This window comes from Streptomyces sp. NPDC090108 (genome assembly GCF_044747185.1).
GTDB lineage: Bacteria > Actinomycetota > Actinomycetes > Streptomycetales > Streptomycetaceae > Streptomyces.
Genome location: NZ_JBIVDQ010000001.1, coordinates 980525 through 994734, shown reverse-complemented (window position 1 = coordinate 994734; position 14210 = coordinate 980525). Strand labels below are relative to the sequence as shown.

The 14210-nt window shown below is 73.9% G+C and carries 15 protein-coding genes; 10 read left to right on the top strand and 5 right to left on the bottom strand.

The window, feature by feature from the left end:
• The first annotated feature begins 58 nt into the window (after positions 1–58).
• The 4 genes from alr to ACIPRD_RS04305 all read left to right on the top strand — a co-directional run bounded on the left by alr (position 59) and on the right by ACIPRD_RS04305 (position 3501).
• Positions 59–1225 carry an alanine racemase gene (alr, locus tag ACIPRD_RS04320; RefSeq protein ID WP_356400864.1) on the top strand — a complete coding sequence of 389 codons (1167 nt, stop codon included), beginning with the start codon at positions 59–61 and terminating at the stop codon, positions 1223–1225.
• Positions 1226–1375: 150 nt separating this feature from the next.
• Entirely contained in the window at positions 1376–2638 is a 1263-nt protein-coding gene (locus tag ACIPRD_RS04315) for an alpha/beta hydrolase (protein WP_356400862.1), read from the top strand.
• Positions 2607–3116, top strand: a complete 510-nt coding sequence (gene tsaE / locus ACIPRD_RS04310) for a tRNA (adenosine(37)-N6)-threonylcarbamoyltransferase complex ATPase subunit type 1 TsaE (RefSeq protein WP_356400860.1) — start codon at positions 2607–2609, stop codon at positions 3114–3116. Before ACIPRD_RS04315 ends, tsaE begins: the two co-directional genes overlap by 32 nt.
• A 187-nt stretch (positions 3117–3303) precedes the next feature.
• Complete coding sequence (locus ACIPRD_RS04305; RefSeq protein WP_356400858.1) at positions 3304–3501, top strand: hypothetical protein; 198 nt, start codon at positions 3304–3306, stop codon at positions 3499–3501.
• 38 nt (positions 3502–3539) lie between these two features.
• Here the strand turns inward: ACIPRD_RS04305 and ACIPRD_RS04300 are convergent, their stop codons facing one another.
• Entirely contained in the window at positions 3540–4097 is a 558-nt protein-coding gene (locus tag ACIPRD_RS04300; protein ID WP_356400856.1) for a hypothetical protein, read from the bottom strand.
• Between the two features lie 113 nt (positions 4098–4210).
• On the opposite strand from ACIPRD_RS04300, the gene tsaB reads away from it, so the two are divergent.
• Genes tsaB through ACIPRD_RS04280 form a run of 4 tightly spaced genes read left to right on the top strand, consistent with a single transcriptional unit; the run spans position 4211 to position 6735 of the window.
• Positions 4211–4867: a tRNA (adenosine(37)-N6)-threonylcarbamoyltransferase complex dimerization subunit type 1 TsaB gene (tsaB, locus tag ACIPRD_RS04295; RefSeq protein ID WP_401559738.1), complete on the top strand. Its 657-nt coding sequence runs from the start codon at positions 4211–4213 to the stop codon at positions 4865–4867.
• Positions 4868–4884: 17 nt separating this feature from the next.
• Positions 4885–5382 carry a ribosomal protein S18-alanine N-acetyltransferase gene (rimI, locus tag ACIPRD_RS04290; protein ID WP_356401219.1) on the top strand — a complete coding sequence of 166 codons (498 nt, stop codon included), beginning with the start codon at positions 4885–4887 and terminating at the stop codon, positions 5380–5382.
• Positions 5375–6472 (top strand): tRNA (adenosine(37)-N6)-threonylcarbamoyltransferase complex transferase subunit TsaD, encoded by a 1098-nt coding sequence (tsaD, locus tag ACIPRD_RS04285; protein ID WP_356400852.1) that lies wholly within the window; start codon positions 5375–5377, stop codon positions 6470–6472. Before rimI ends, tsaD begins: the two co-directional genes overlap by 8 nt.
• On the top strand, positions 6469–6735 hold the full coding sequence (locus tag ACIPRD_RS04280; RefSeq protein ID WP_356400850.1) for a hypothetical protein: 267 nt from the start codon (positions 6469–6471) through the stop codon (positions 6733–6735). The genes tsaD and ACIPRD_RS04280 overlap by 4 nt, the downstream gene beginning before the upstream one ends.
• A 251-nt stretch (positions 6736–6986) precedes the next feature.
• On the opposite strand, the gene ACIPRD_RS04275 is transcribed toward ACIPRD_RS04280, so the two are convergent.
• The 4 genes from ACIPRD_RS04275 to ACIPRD_RS04260 are packed head-to-tail and all read right to left on the bottom strand — an operon-like array spanning position 6987 to position 12479.
• A complete protein-coding gene (locus ACIPRD_RS04275; protein WP_401559734.1) occupies positions 6987–9305 on the bottom strand; it encodes a glycoside hydrolase family 3 N-terminal domain-containing protein in 2319 nt (772 codons plus the stop codon).
• 30 nt (positions 9306–9335) lie between these two features.
• The gene (locus ACIPRD_RS04270; protein ID WP_401559731.1) at positions 9336–10280 is read right to left on the bottom strand and encodes a carbohydrate ABC transporter permease; all 945 of its coding nucleotides are present in this window, start codon (positions 10278–10280) and stop codon (positions 9336–9338) included.
• Between the two features lie 4 nt (positions 10281–10284).
• Positions 10285–11154 carry a carbohydrate ABC transporter permease gene (locus ACIPRD_RS04265; RefSeq protein WP_401559729.1) on the bottom strand — a complete coding sequence of 290 codons (870 nt, stop codon included), beginning with the start codon at positions 11152–11154 and terminating at the stop codon, positions 10285–10287.
• Positions 11151–12479 carry an ABC transporter substrate-binding protein gene (locus ACIPRD_RS04260; protein ID WP_401559726.1) on the bottom strand — a complete coding sequence of 443 codons (1329 nt, stop codon included), beginning with the start codon at positions 12477–12479 and terminating at the stop codon, positions 11151–11153. The genes ACIPRD_RS04265 and ACIPRD_RS04260 overlap by 4 nt, the downstream gene beginning before the upstream one ends.
• Before the next feature lie 105 nt (positions 12480–12584).
• Here ACIPRD_RS04260 and ACIPRD_RS04255 point away from each other — a divergent pair, with 105 nt between their 5' ends.
• Both ACIPRD_RS04255 and ACIPRD_RS04250 read left to right on the top strand, forming a co-directional pair.
• Positions 12585–13628 (top strand): LacI family DNA-binding transcriptional regulator, encoded by a 1044-nt coding sequence (locus ACIPRD_RS04255; RefSeq protein ID WP_356400842.1) that lies wholly within the window; start codon positions 12585–12587, stop codon positions 13626–13628.
• Positions 13629–13785: 157 nt separating this feature from the next.
• Positions 13786–14142: a YciI family protein gene (locus tag ACIPRD_RS04250; protein ID WP_401559723.1), complete on the top strand. Its 357-nt coding sequence runs from the start codon at positions 13786–13788 to the stop codon at positions 14140–14142.
• Positions 14143–14210: the final 68 nt, after the last annotated feature.

The following is a 14210-nucleotide window of genomic DNA, read 5'->3' as shown; positions in this document are numbered from 1 at the left end:
TGCCCGGTGAGGAGTACGACCGGGGGCCGCGGAAAGCCTCTGAGAGACTGGGGGCGCCATGAGTGAGACTTCAGCTGTGCCGACCGCGCCTCTGCGCGCACGCGCCGAGATCGATCTGGGCGCCCTGCGCGCCAACGTGCGGACGTTGCGCGCCCGCGCGAAGGGCGCCGCCCTGATGGCCGTCGTCAAGTCGGACGCGTACGGCCACGGAGCCGTGCCGTGCGCCCGCGCGGCCCTCGCCGCCGGCGCGGACTGGCTGGGCACCGCCACGCCCGAGGAGGCGCTGGCGCTGCGCGCGGCCGGCCTGCCGGGCCGTCTCATGTGCTGGCTCTGGGTGCCGGGCGGTCCCTGGCGGCAGGCGATCGAGGCCGACATCGACGTGTCCGTCAGCGGCATGTGGGCGCTGCGCGAGGTCACCGCGGCCGCGCGCGAGGCCGGGCTGACCGCGCGGGTGCAGCTGAAGGCCGACACCGGGCTCGGCCGCAACGGCTGCCAGCCCGCCGACTGGCCCGAACTCGTCACCGAGGCCCTGCGCGCCGAGTCCGAGGGCCTGATCCGGGTCACCGGACTGTGGTCCCACTTCGCCTGCGCCGACGAACCCGGGCACCCCTCCATCGCCGCCCAGCTCGCCCTGTTCCGCGAGATGGTGGCCCGCGCCGAGGAGCAGGGGGTGCGCCCGGAGGTGCGGCACATCGCCAACTCCCCGGCCGTACTGACCCTTCCGGAGACCCACTTCGACCTGGTCCGTACCGGTATCGCCCTGTACGGCATCTCGCCCAGCCCGGAGCTGGGCACCCCGGCCGACTTCGGACTGCGTCCGGTGATGACGCTCAGCGCCTCGCTGGCCCTGGTCAAGCACGTGCCCGGCGGCCACGGCATCAGCTACGGCCACCACCACGTCACCCCCGGCGACACCACGCTCGGCCTGGTGCCGGTGGGGTACGCCGACGGCATCCCGCGGCACGCGTCCGGCACCGGCCCGGTGCTGATCGACGGCAAGTGGCGGACCGTCGCCGGACGGGTGGCGATGGACCAGTTCGTCGTCGACCTGGGCGGGGACGAGCCCGAGGTGGGCGCGGAGGCGGTGCTGTTCGGGCCCGGCGACCGGGGCGAGCCCACCGCCGAGGACTGGGCGCAGGCCTGCGGCACCATCGCGTACGAGATCGTCACGCGGATCGGCGCCCGGGTTCCCCGCGTCCATGTGAACGGGGAAGAAGCGGGGTAGGCCCCCGGGGACCGCGCCCGAGCCGCGGTCCCTGTCGTTGCGGCACTGTGATCCGGTACGCAACACAGGCCCCACCGGCATCATCTGTTTCGCCCGTGGCACGGGTTGCACCATCCCAGCGGACTTCAGTACGGCGAGGAGGAGCGTGACGTGAGCGAGAGCAGTGCGGAGGCCGTGGCGGACATGGTCGCCTCGGCGGCCGCCACGGCCTCCGCCGCCGGCGCGGCCGCCGGGAGCTGGCGCCGGGTGACCGGCATCGCCGGGACCGCGATAGGCGTGCTCGCCGCGGGCGCGGCCGCCGGTGTCGCCATCGAGCGCATGACGGTGGGGCGCGGAATGCGCCGCAGGGCCCGCCTCGCCCTGGACTCGACGGGCCCGTACGGCACCCTGCGCGGCACCCCCGGCAAGGCGTACGGCGACGACGGCACCGAGCTCTACTACGAGGTCGACGACGTCGAACCCGACCCCGGCCCGAACGTCTCCCCGCGCCGCCGCCGGCTCTTCGGCCGCAAGGCGCCCGGCCCGGTTACCGTCGTCTTCTGCCACGGCTACTGCCTCAGCCAGGACTCCTGGCACTTCCAGCGGGCGGCCCTGCGCGGGGTCGTCCGGACCGTGCACTGGGACCAGCGCAGCCACGGCCGCTCCGGCCGGGGCACGGCGCAGACCCGGGACGGCGAGCCCGTCACCATCGACCAGCTCGGCCGCGACCTGAAGGCGGTCCTGGACGCGGCCGCGCCGAAGGGGCCGGTCGTCCTGGTCGGCCACTCCATGGGCGGGATGACGATAATGGCGCTCGCGGCCCAGTTCCCGGAGCTGATCCGGGACCGGGTGGTCGCCACGGCCTTCGTCGGGACCTCCTCCGGGCGGCTCGGCGAGGTCAGCTTCGGCCTGCCGGTGGCCGGCGTCAACGCGGTGCGCCGGATCCTGCCCGGGGTGCTGAAGGCGCTCGGGCAGCAGGCGGAACTGGTGGAGAAGGGCCGCAGGGCGACGGCCGAGCTGTTCGCCGGGATCATCAAGCGGTACTCGTTCGCGGGACGGGACGTCGACCCGGCGGTCGCCCGCTTCGCCGAACGGATGATCGAGTCCACGCCGATCGACGTCGTCGCCGAGTTCTATCCGGCCTTCTCCGACCACGACAAGACCGGGGCGCTGGGCTGTTTCCAGGACATCCCGGTGCTCGTGCTGGCCGGGGTGCAGGACCTGGTGACGCCCAGCGAACACAGCGAGGTCATCGGCGATCTGCTGCCGGAGGCCGAGCTGGTGCTCGTGCCGGACGCCGGGCACCTGGTCATGCTGGAGCATCCGGAGGTCGTCACCGACCGCCTCGCCGACCTGCTGACCCGCGCGGGCGCCGTGCCGGCAGGGGCTACCGTAATCGGTTATGGAAGCACCAGCAGCACACGACCCCGCTGAGACCCGGCTGACCGTCACCTCGCCCGAGCAGATGCGGGAGCTGGGCCGCCGGCTGGCCAAGCTGCTGCGCGCGGGCGACCTGGTGATGCTCACCGGTGAGCTCGGCGCGGGCAAGACGACGCTGACCCGCGGCCTCGGCGAGGGGCTCGGGGTGCGGGGCGCCGTCACCTCGCCGACCTTCGTGATCGCCCGGGTGCATCCCTCCCTGGGCGACGGTCCGCCGCTCGTCCACGTCGACGCCTACCGGCTCGGCGGCGGCCTCGACGAGATGGAGGACCTCGACCTCGACGTCTCGCTGACCGACTCGGTCATCGTCGTGGAGTGGGGCGAGGGGAAGGTCGAGGAGCTGACCGACGACCGGCTGGAGGTCGTCATCCACCGGGCCGTCGGCGACACCACCGACGAGGTGCGGCACGTCACCGTGACCGGTCTCGGGCAGCGGTGGACCGGCGCGGACCTGGCGGCACTCGCGGCCTGACGGCCGTTCGCCGGGGACCGGGGCGGCATTCCCGCGGGCGCGCGACGCGTTCCGGGGGCGCCTTGCCGCTTTTCCCGACAAGCCGTCGGGAACATGTTGCGCGGGACGCACGGCGCGTGGTCACATGGAGGCAGCCCGCGGTTAGGTGTACCTAACCGAGCCCGCCCCCGCAGCTCAGGAGGCGCTCATGTCCGCTTCTCGCCCCACGGAACACCCCGCGCCCGCGCGGCCCGTGCTCAGCGGAGGTTCCATGCGCGACCTGCTGGCCTCGTGCGCGGCGGCCGAGGCCGTGTCCCGGCCCCCGCGCGACCCGGACCCGGTGACGCCCCGGCCGGCGGCGCGGGCGACGGAGGAGACGGCGCGGGCGCACCGCGACGCGGCCTGACACCCCGGTCCCACCGGGCGTCCGTGCCGGGCGTCCGGCTAGCGGATCACCACGACCGGCACGCCGATCGTCGCGAAGTTCCACATCGCCTCGCCGTCCGCGCGTGTCTCGCGGATGCCGCCCGTCCGCGGCGAGTCGGCGGACGCCCCGCCGGTCGCGCCCACGGCCGCGCTGAAGCCGATCGTCACGCCGTCCACGCTGGTGAAACGCACGACGTGCTCGACGGGGGTGCCGTCGCTTCCGGTGACCGCGTGCGAGCGGGAGGTGACCCCGTACGAGCCCGGTCCGGGGTCGACGGTGCCGGGGCGCACGGTGAAGGTGCGCCGCACCCGGTTGTGCTCGTCGACCAGCCAGACCCGGTCGTCGTCCACCGAGTACACGACCCGTTCACCCTTGCCGGAACCGCCCGGCAGGGCGGTGGGGTGCCGGCGGTCGCGCGGCGCCTTGACGGCGGCCTCCGACGGGGCGGAGTGCACGGAGGCCGTACGGCCGAGGCCCGCAGGAACGGTCGCCTGCGCCTGGTAGGCGAGGATGCCGACGGTCGCGACGGCCGCCGTGACGAGGCCGGCCACGATTCCCGAGCTGGTCCCTGCCACGTGCGTCCACCTCTGCTTCGCGCCATATGTCGTACTTCGTACAGACCGTAGCAGCCGGTGACCGGACCACCGGGGCGGCCGTGCGCGAGGCGCGGGCGCCGTAGGCTGTTCGCGTGCTCTTGCTCGCTCTGGATACCGCCACCCCCGCCGTCACCGTCGCTCTGCACGACGGCACGGACGTCATCGCCTCGTCGAGCCAGGTGGACGCGCGCCGGCACGGAGAGCTGCTGCTGCCGGCCGTCGACCGGGTCCTCGCCGAGGCCGGACTCAAGCTGGACGCCGTCACCGGCATCGTCGTCGGCACCGGCCCCGGCCCCTACACGGGCCTGCGCGTCGGCCTGATGACCGCCGACACCTTCGGCCTCGCGCTCGGCGTCCCCGTGCACGGCGTGTGCACGCTCGACGGCCTCGCCTACGCCGCCGACATCGAGAAGGGCCCCTTCGTCGTGGCGACGGACGCCCGGCGCAAGGAGGTCTACTGGGCGACCTACGCCGACTCCCGCACCCGGCTCACCGGACCGGCCGTCGACCGCCCGGCCGACATCGCCGAGCGCGTCGCGGGGCTCCCCGCGGTCGGCGCCGGCGCGCTGCTCTACCCGGACGCCTTCCCCCGCGCGCACGAGCCCGAGCACGTGTCCGCCGCCGCGCTCGCCTCGCTGGCCGCCGAACGGCTGGCCGCGGGCGAGGAGCTGGAGGAGCCCAGGCCGATGTACCTGCGCCGGCCGGACGCGCAGGTCCCCAAGAACTACAAGGTGGTCACCCCCAAGTGACCGAGACTCTGCGCGAGATGCGCTGGTGGGACATCGACCAGGTCCTGGAGCTGGAGAAGGACCTCTTCCCCGAGGACGCCTGGTCCCGGGGCATGTTCTGGTCCGAACTGGCCCACGCCCGCGGCCCCGGCGCGAACCGGCGCTATGTCGTCGCCGAGCTGGACGGCCGGATCGTCGGCTACGCCGGGCTCGCCTCCTCCGGAGACCTGGGCGACATCCAGACCATCGCCGTGGCCCGCACCCGGCAGGGCACCGGCCTCGGCGCCCGGCTGCTGACCGAGCTGCTGCGGGCGGCGACCTCGTTCGAGTGCGCCGAGGTCATGCTGGAGTGCCGGGTCGACAACGTCCGCGCCCAGAAGCTCTACGAGCGCTTCGGCTTCGCCCCCATCGGCTTCCGGCGCGGCTACTACCAGCCGGGCAACGTGGACGCCCTGGTGATGCGCCTGTCCACAGAATCCGACAGCGGCTCCGCCGCTGGTTCCGCCTCCGTACAAGAAACCGAGACCAATGGCTGACGAACCTCTCGTCCTCGGCATCGAGACCTCCTGCGACGAGACCGGCGTCGGCATCGTCCGCGGCACCACCCTGCTGGCCGACGCCATCGCCTCCAGCGTCGACGAGCACGCCCGCTTCGGCGGTGTCGTGCCGGAGGTGGCGTCCCGCGCGCACCTGGAGGCGATGGTCCCGACCATCGACCGCGCGCTGAAGGAGGCGGGCGTCTCGGCGAAGGACCTCGACGGCATCGCGGTCACCGCGGGCCCCGGCCTCGCCGGCGCCCTGCTCGTCGGCGTCTCGGCGGCCAAGGCGTACGCCTACGCCCTCGGCAAGCCCCTGTACGGCGTCAACCACCTGGCCTCCCACATCTGCGTCGACCAGCTGGAGCACGGGCCGCTGCCCGAGCCGACGATGGCGCTGCTGGTCTCCGGCGGCCACTCCTCGCTCCTGCTGTCCTCGGACATCACCGCCGACGTGCGGCCGATGGGCGCGACCATCGACGACGCCGCCGGCGAGGCCTTCGACAAGATCGCCCGCGTGCTGAACCTGGGCTTCCCGGGCGGCCCGGTCATCGACCGGTACGCGAAGGAGGGCGACCCGACGGCGATCGCCTTCCCGCGCGGTCTGACCGGCCCGCGCGACCCCGCCTACGACTTCTCGTTCTCCGGCCTGAAGACGGCCGTGGCCCGCTGGATCGAGGCCCGGCGCGCGGCGGGCGAGGACGTCCCGGTCCGTGACGTGGCCGCCTCCTTCCAGGAGGCCGTGGTCGACGTCCTGACCCGCAAGGCCGTGCGCGCCTGCAAGGACGAGGGCGTCGACCACCTGATGATCGGCGGCGGTGTCGCGGCCAACACGCGGCTGCGCGCCCTCGCCCAGGAGCGCTGCGAGGCCGCCGGTATCCGGCTGCGCGTCCCGCGCCCCAAGCTGTGCACCGACAACGGCGCGATGGTCGCCGCCCTCGGCGCCGAGATGGTCGCCCGCAACCGGGCCGCCTCCGACTGGGACCTGTCCGCGGACTCCTCGCTGCCGGTCACGGACCCGCACGTCCCCGGCCGGCACCACGACCACGACCACGTGCACGAGGTCAGCAAGGACAACCTCTACTCATGAGCGTCGCGCTGATGTGGGAGGCCCGGGCGGCGGAGGGCCGCGGCGGGGAACTCCTCGCCTGGGTCCGCGCCCAGACCCTCGCCGGGGAACCGGTCCGCCGGGAGATCTTCCGCGCTCCCCAGGACCGGGTGCTGGTCATCACCTGGTGGGACGCGCCGTACGACGCCGAACTGCCCGAACTTCCCGAACCGGACGGCGGTCTGGTCACCCGGGCGGTGCACCGCTGGCGGTTCGAACCGGTGGACGACCGGCCGGCCGGCTGAGGTGGCGCGCGGGGCCGTTTCTTCGCTATGATCATCACACAGCGAACGGCCGGAACTCCGGTACGGATGCAGTGCGTTGGTGGTCCAAGGAAAGACGCCCCGCTTCCTGCGGGGAAATGCAGGTGCAAGGCCTGCCCGGCGCTCCACTTCACCCCGTCCCGGGTCACCGGGGCGGGGTGTTCGCGTTCCGGCGGCCCCGCGGACCGGGCGGCCCGGCGCCCCGGAAGGGGCGGCCCGGGGCGGCCGCCCGGTCACACCGGGACCGCCGCCGTCGCGCACCGCAGCATCCGGTCCGGCCCGAGCACCCGCACCGGACCCGTCAGCGTCAGCCGAGCCCGGTGCCGTACGTCCGTGCTGGACGCGGCCAGCCGCAGTTCCAGCTCACCCGGCTCCACCACCCGGTCACCGGTGCGCCCGGTGAAGGACGACAGGTCGGCGTGGAAGCGGAAGGTCACCCGGCGCGCCTCTCCCGGGGCCAGCTCCACCCGCCGGTAGCCGACCAGCCGGATGTCGGGCCGGGTCACCGAGGCCACCGGGTCGTGCAGATAGAGCTGGACGACCTCGGCGCCCGCGCGGTCACCGGTGTTGCGGACGGTCACCGAGAGGTCGAGACCGCCGTCCGTGCCGGTCCGGGCGGGCCCGGTGCCCGTGAAGTCCGTCCAGGCGAACTCCGTGTACGAGCGGCCGTGCCCGAACGGGTACAGCGGGGTCGGGTCCAGGTTGCTGACCTCGCCGGCCAGCCCCAGCGGCGGCTGCAGATAGGTCCAGGGCTGCCCGCCCGGGGTGCGCGGGAAGCTCACCGGGAGCCGCCCGGAGGGGTTCACCCGGCCGGACAGCACCCCGGCCAGCGCCGGGCCGCCCTCCTCGCCGGGGAAGAAGGCCTGCACCACCGCGCCCAGCCGGCCCGCCCAGCGGCCCAGCGCGTACGGCCGCCCGGTGAGCAGCACCAGGACGACCGGCACCCCGGTGGCCACCAGCGCGTCCAGCAGCTCCGCCTGGACGCCGGGCAGCCGTAGGTCCTCGGCGTCGCAGCCCTCGCCCGAGGTGCCGCGGCCGAACAGCCCGGCCCGGTCGCCGAGGACCGCCACGCACACGTCCGCGCCGGACGCCCGCGCCACCGCCTCCGTGAACCCCGAGGTGTCCGTGCCGTCCACCCCGCAGCCCGGGGCGAACGTGACGCCGCAGTCCGGGAGTTCGTCCCGCAGCGCGTCCAGCACCGTCGGGACGGCGATGCCGTCCGGCACCCCCGGGTGGTGGGTGAGCACATGGGACGGGAACGAGTAGCAGCCCAGCATCGCCAGCGCGTCCGCCGCGCGCGGACCGACGACCGCGACGCGGGTGTCCGGGGCCAGCGGCAGCACCCCGCCGGGGTTGTCCAGCAGCACCACCGACTCCTCCGCGAGCCGCCGGGCCAGCGCCCGGTTGCCCGCCGGGTCGAGGTCGATCTCGGTGCCGGTCTCCGCGTCCGCCCCGGGCCGCCAGTCCGGGTCCAGCAGGCCCAGTCCGCACTTCTGCAGCAGCACCCGGCGGGCGGCCCGGTCCACCAGGGCCTCGGGGACCGCACCCGCACGGACGGCGGTCACCAGCGGCTCGCCATAGCACCTCGGGCTCGGCAGCTCGACGTCGACGCCCGCCTCCAGCGCCGCGTGCGCCGCCTCGGCCTCGCTGCCCGCCACGCGGTGCAGCGACCGGAGGAAGCCGATGCCGAAGTAGTCGGCGACGACCGTTCCGGTGAACCCCCACTCCTCGCGCAGCAGCCCGGTCAGCAGCCGCGGGTCGGCCGAGGCCGGGACGCCGTCCGTCTCGGTGTACGCCGCCATCACCGAGCGCGCGCCGCCCTCGCGCAGCGCCATCTCGAACGGCGGCAGGACGACGTCCGCGAACTCCCGCGTCCCCGCCCGCACCGGCGCCAGGTTCCGGGCGCCCGCCGAGGCCGCGTACCCGGCGAAGTGCTTCAGCGTGGCCACGATCCCGGCCGACTCCAGCCCCCGCACGTACGCCGTGCCGACCGTGCCGACCAGGTACGGGTCCTCGCCGATCGTCTCCTCCACCCGGCCCCAGCGCAGGTCCCGCACCACGTCCAGGACCGGCGCGAGACCCTGGTGGACGCCGACCGAGCGCAGATCGCGCCCGATGCGCGCGCCCACCTCCTCGACCAGGTCCGGGTCGAAGGATGCGCCCCAGGCCAGCGGCACCGGATAGGCGGTCGCCCGCCACGCCGTGAAGCCCGCCAGGCACTCCTCGTGGGCCACGGCCGGGATGCCGAACCGGCCCGCGTCCGCGATCCGGCGCTGCGCCGCGGCCAGTGCCCGCGCGCCGGCCGCCGGGTCCACCGGGGCGGTGCCGAAGGAGCGGGTCAGCTGGCCGAGGCCCAGCGTGATCAGCTTGTCCCAGTCCGTGCCGGCGGCCATCTCGTGCTGGAGCGGCGCGACCCCCTCGCCGTCGGTGGCGGCGCCCACCCAGACGCCGTACAGCTGGGCGGTCTTCTCCTCCAGGGTCATCCGGGACAGCAGGTCGTCGACGCGCACGGCGGCGGGCAGGGCGGGGTCGCGCCAGGGGGCGGTGGTCATGGAGCTCCTGTCGGGGAACGGTGCGGGGGGTCATCTGCCGCCGACGCCCATCAGGCCGCCGACCAGGGCGCGGCGGGCCATCAGGTACACGGCGAAGACCGGGATGCCGGAGAGGACGACCGAGGCGAGCAGGGCGGGGATGTCCACGCCGAACTGGCTCACGTAGGTGAACAGCCCGAGGGTGAGCACGCGCGGCCCTTCGGACTGGGTGAAGATCAGCGGGAAGAGGAAGCCGTTCCACGCCTGGAGGGCCGCGTAGACGACGACGGTCCCGATGCCGCCCCTGGCCATCGGGACGACCAGCTGGAACAGCATCCGGGTGGGCGACGCCCCGTCCAGGGCCATCGCCTCGTACACCTCCTCGGAGATGTCCCGCAGGGTCCCGGTGAGGATCAGGACGGACACCGGCATCGCGAACGCGGCCGTCGGCAGGACGATCGCGAGCAGGCTGTCGTACAGGTTCAGCTTCGCGATCATCAGATACAGCGGGACGACGACCGCCTGCGCCGGGATGGCCACCCCCAGCAGGAACAGCCGGAAGGCCGCCCCGGACCAGAAGCCCCGGGTCCGTACGGCGACGTAGGCGAGCGGCACGCACAGCACCAGCACGATTCCCACGACGGCCGCGGCGACCAGCGCGGTGTTCCCCAGGTAGGCGAGGAATCCGCTGTGCAGCACGGTGTCGTAGTTGGCCAGCGTCGGATGGTCCGGCGGTGTCAGGGCGTTGTGGCCGAGGGACCGGTCGCCGCGGGTGAGCGAGGCCGAGATCATCGCGTAGACCGGGACCACGACGACGGCCAGCCAGATCACCGAGCCGAGGCCGGCGAGCGGATTGGCCCGCCGCAGCCGCAGCCGCAGCCGCAGCCGCAGCCGCAGCCGCAGCCGCAGCCGGTGCGGGCGGCGGGGGCCGGCGGACCGGGACGGGGGCGCGGGCGCGGCGGCGGTCACGGGGCGCTGCCGCGTGTCGGGGGACACCTCGTCACATCCCTTCCCGGGTGCTGCGCATCGCGCCGAAGCCGGACAGCCGCACCAGCAGCAGCGACAGCGCGGTCGCGGCCACCACCAGGAAGGAGGCGACGGCACTGGCGTAGCCGAAGTCGTAGGACTTGAACCCGGCCTCGTACATCAGGTACGGCAGGATCGCCGTGTCGGTGCCGGGGCCGCCCTGGGTGAGGATCAGGACGGTCTCGAAGTAGGTCAGCGAGCCGACGGCCATCAGCACGCCGGAGGTGGTCGCGGTGTTGCGCAGCTGGGGCAGCGTGATGGAGCGGAACTGCCGGACGCGGCCGGCGCCGTCGATCGCCGCCGCCTGGTACAGCACCTCGGGGATCTGCCGTGCCCCGCCCTGGTAGATCAGGGTGTGGAAGGGGATGAACTGCCAGCCGCCGACGAACACCAGGGCCAGGAAGGCGCCGTCGGTGGAGCCCAGCGTGTCCCCGCGCACGATGCCGAAGTTCGGGTCGAGCAGGGCGTAGAACAGCAGCGAGATCGCCGTCGAGGACAGCAGGAACGGCACGAAGAAGACCGCCGACAGGATCGCCCGGTTGCGCTGCCGGCCCGCCGCCCAGACCCCGAGCAGCAGCGCGGCGGCCGTCTGGAACGCCCAGCTGGCCAGCGTGAGCCAGACGGTGACCGTGAGGGACTGGGTGAGCCGGTCGTCGGTCAGCAGCCGGCGCCAGTTGGCGAGGCCGACGGGCTCGGGATCGCCGAGGCCGTCCCAGCGGGTGAAGGACAGGGCGCAGGCCAGCAGCATCGGGGTGACGGCGAAGAACCCGAAGAACAGCACGCCGGGCAGCGCCCATGCGGTGTGCGGGCGGCCCGCGCCCCTGTTCCGCGCCGTCGCGCTCACTTCAGCCCCTGGAGCGCCGACACGAACTGCTCCGGCGAGGACTTGCCGACGAACAGCTTGTTGACCTCGGTGAGCATCGGCGTCGAGACGTCCGGGTCGACGGCCTGGTCCCAGCTCAGCGTGAACGCCGGGGCCCGCTGGACCATCCGGTACTGGAACCGGGCGAAGTCCGGGTCGGGCGAGGCGTCCAGCAGCTTCTCGGCGTTCGCCGTGGCCGGGACGTCCCCGTTGGCGATCAGGTCCTTCGCGTACCGCCCGGAGGCGCAGTCGCGCAGGAAGGCGAGCGCGGCGTCCTTGCCGGACGTACGGGCGTTCACCGACCAGTAGTTGGTGGGGTTGCCGACGACGTTGCGGATGTCGCCCGCGCCGCCCTCCACGGTCGGGAACGCGGTCCAGCCCAGGTGCTTCCGCGCGAAGTCCGGGAACTTGCCGAGCTGCGTGGAGTACTCCCAGGAGCCCATCAGATGCATCGCCGCCCGGCCCTTGGCGAACATGGCCGGCGCGCCGCCGTTGGTGTAGGCGACGGAGCTGTAGCCCTTGCCGAAGGCGCCGGATCCGATGAGCTCCCTGACCGTCCGGGCGGCCTTGAGGACGGCCGGGTCGCCCCAGCCGGCGGCGTCGCCGTTCTTGACGCGGTCGAAGACCTGGGGGCCGCCGATCCGGTCGACCAGGTACTCCAGCCACATCAGCTCCGGCCAGATGTCGGCGCCGCCCAGCGCGAACGGGGTGATCCCCGCCTTCCTGAGCCGGGAGTTGACGTCGAGCAGCTGGTCCCAGGTGGTGGGCGGCGTGAGCCTGTGCTCGGCGAAGAGGGACTTGTTGTAGAAGAGGATCACCGGCTGCATGCCGCGCATCGGGATGCCGTACTCGCGGCCGCCCAGCCCGCCGGCCGTGAGGACCGAGGGCAGGAAGCCGTTCTTGAGGACCGGGTCGGAGGCGATGACGCCGGTGAGGTCGAGGAGCCGGCCCGCGTCGCGGTACGCCTTGATCGAGCCGCCGCCCCAGTTGAAGAAGATGTCCGGCGCCGCGGGGGAGCCCATCGCCGTGCGCAGCTTCGCCGGGTACTCGGCGCCGGGCACCTTCTCCAGCCTGACCCGGCCCTTGGCCTTCCTCGCGGCGGCCGACGCGTTGAACCGGCTCACCGCCGAGGCCTGGACCTTGGCCGCGTCGTCGCCGTACACGAACGCGGTGAGCGTGCCGGAGCCTCCGGAGCCGCCGGAGGAGCCGCAGGCGGAGAGCCCGGCGGTGACGAGTGCGGTGGCGCCGGCGCCGAGCATCCAGCGCCTGCTGAAGGTGCGCCCGCCGGTGGCGGTGGTGGACTCCATGACCCTGGCTCCTCGCAATGTTTCGAATTGCGCTCCGAATGTTCCGGGAAGGTATGGCGGTCTCCGGGCCCCGTCAAGGGGTCGCGCAGGGATACGATCGCGGCCATGAATCCTGGTAGGTCGGTGGAGAAGTCGGTGGAGAAGCAGACGGCGACGCTTGCCGAGATCGCCCGTGAGGCCGGGGTGTCGGCTCCGACTGTTTCGAAGGTGCTCAACGGCCGCGCCGACGTCGCCGCCGCGACCCGCACCCGTGTCGAGGAGCTGCTGCGCGTCCACGGCTACCGGCGGCGGCGCGCCGAGGCGTCCCGCTCGCCGCTGATCGACCTGGTCTTCCACGAGCTGGAGAGCGCCTGGGCGCTGGAGGTCATCCGGGGCGTGGAGAGCGTGGCGCAGTCGGCGGGCCTGAGCGTGGTGCTCTCCGAGTCCGCCGGGCGGCTCACCCCCGGCCGGAGCTGGGCCGACCAGGTCGCCGCGCGCCGCCCGCACGGAGTGGTGCTCGTGCTGTCCGGGCTCGACGCGTCCCAGCGGGCGCTGCTGATCAGCCGTTCCATCCCGTTCGTGGTGATGGACCCGGCCGGCGACCCCGGCGCGGACGTGCCGTCCGTCGGCGCCACCAACTGGCAGGGCGGCCTCGCCGCCACCCGTCACCTGGTCGACCTCGGCCACACCCGGATCGGCGCGATCAGCGGCCCGTCCCGGATGATGTGCAGCCGGGCCCGGGTGGACGGCTACCGGGCCGCCCTGGAGACGGCCGGGCTGCCGGTCGACCCCTCCCTGGTCGTCACCGGCGACTTCCACCACGACACCGGCTACCGGCTGGGCCTGGAGCTGCTGCGCCGGCCCGACCGTCCCACGGCCGTCTTCACGGGCAACGACCTCCAGGCCCTCGGTCTGTACGAGGCGGCCCGCGAGCTGGGCCTGCGCATCCCGGAGGACGTCAGCGTGGTCGGCTTCGACGATCTGCCGGTGGCCCGCTGGGTGGGACCGCCGCTGACGACCGTGCGGCAGCCGCTGACCGAGATGGCCGAGGCCGCCGCCCGGCTGGTGCTGGAGCTGGGCAGCGGACGGCAGGAGGGAGCGGCGACGCGGGTGGAACTGGCGACGAGCCTGGTGGTGCGCTCCAGTACGGCGCCGCCGCCGGCGGGCTGACCGAAACTTTCGAAGCCTCCGGTGCCGACGGGGTCCGGGGCCCGGCACGGTGGGCGAAAAGTTTTTTCCGGCGCGTGTCGATACCGGCGTCTCCCGTTCGACGCATGGGTGAGTGGCGGGGACAGGACCCGCCGCCGGACACACCTGAGGAGCCACCATGCCCCGTTACCTCTCGCTCGTACGCATCGACGAGGCCGCCGCCCCCGCCGAGGGCCCCAGCGAGGAGCTGATGCGCCGGATGGGCGAGCTGATCGAGCAGATGACCAAGGCCGGCGTCCTGCTCGACACCGCCGGGCTGACCCCCACCGCCCAGGGCACCCGGGTGCGCTGGGAGGACGGGAAGACCTCCGTCACCGACGGGCCGTTCACCGAGACCAAGGAGGTCGTCGGCGGCTACGCGCTCATGCAGTGCAAGGACATGGCCGAGGCCGTGGAGTGGACCAAGCGCTTCCTGAAGGTCCACGAGGACCACTGGACGGTGACCTGCGAGGTGCGCGAGATCGCCGAGGGCTGAGCCCCGTCCGCGCCCCGCAACCGTCCGGCCCTGCTGGCCCGGGCGGCGCCGGGGGTGTTGCATGGTGG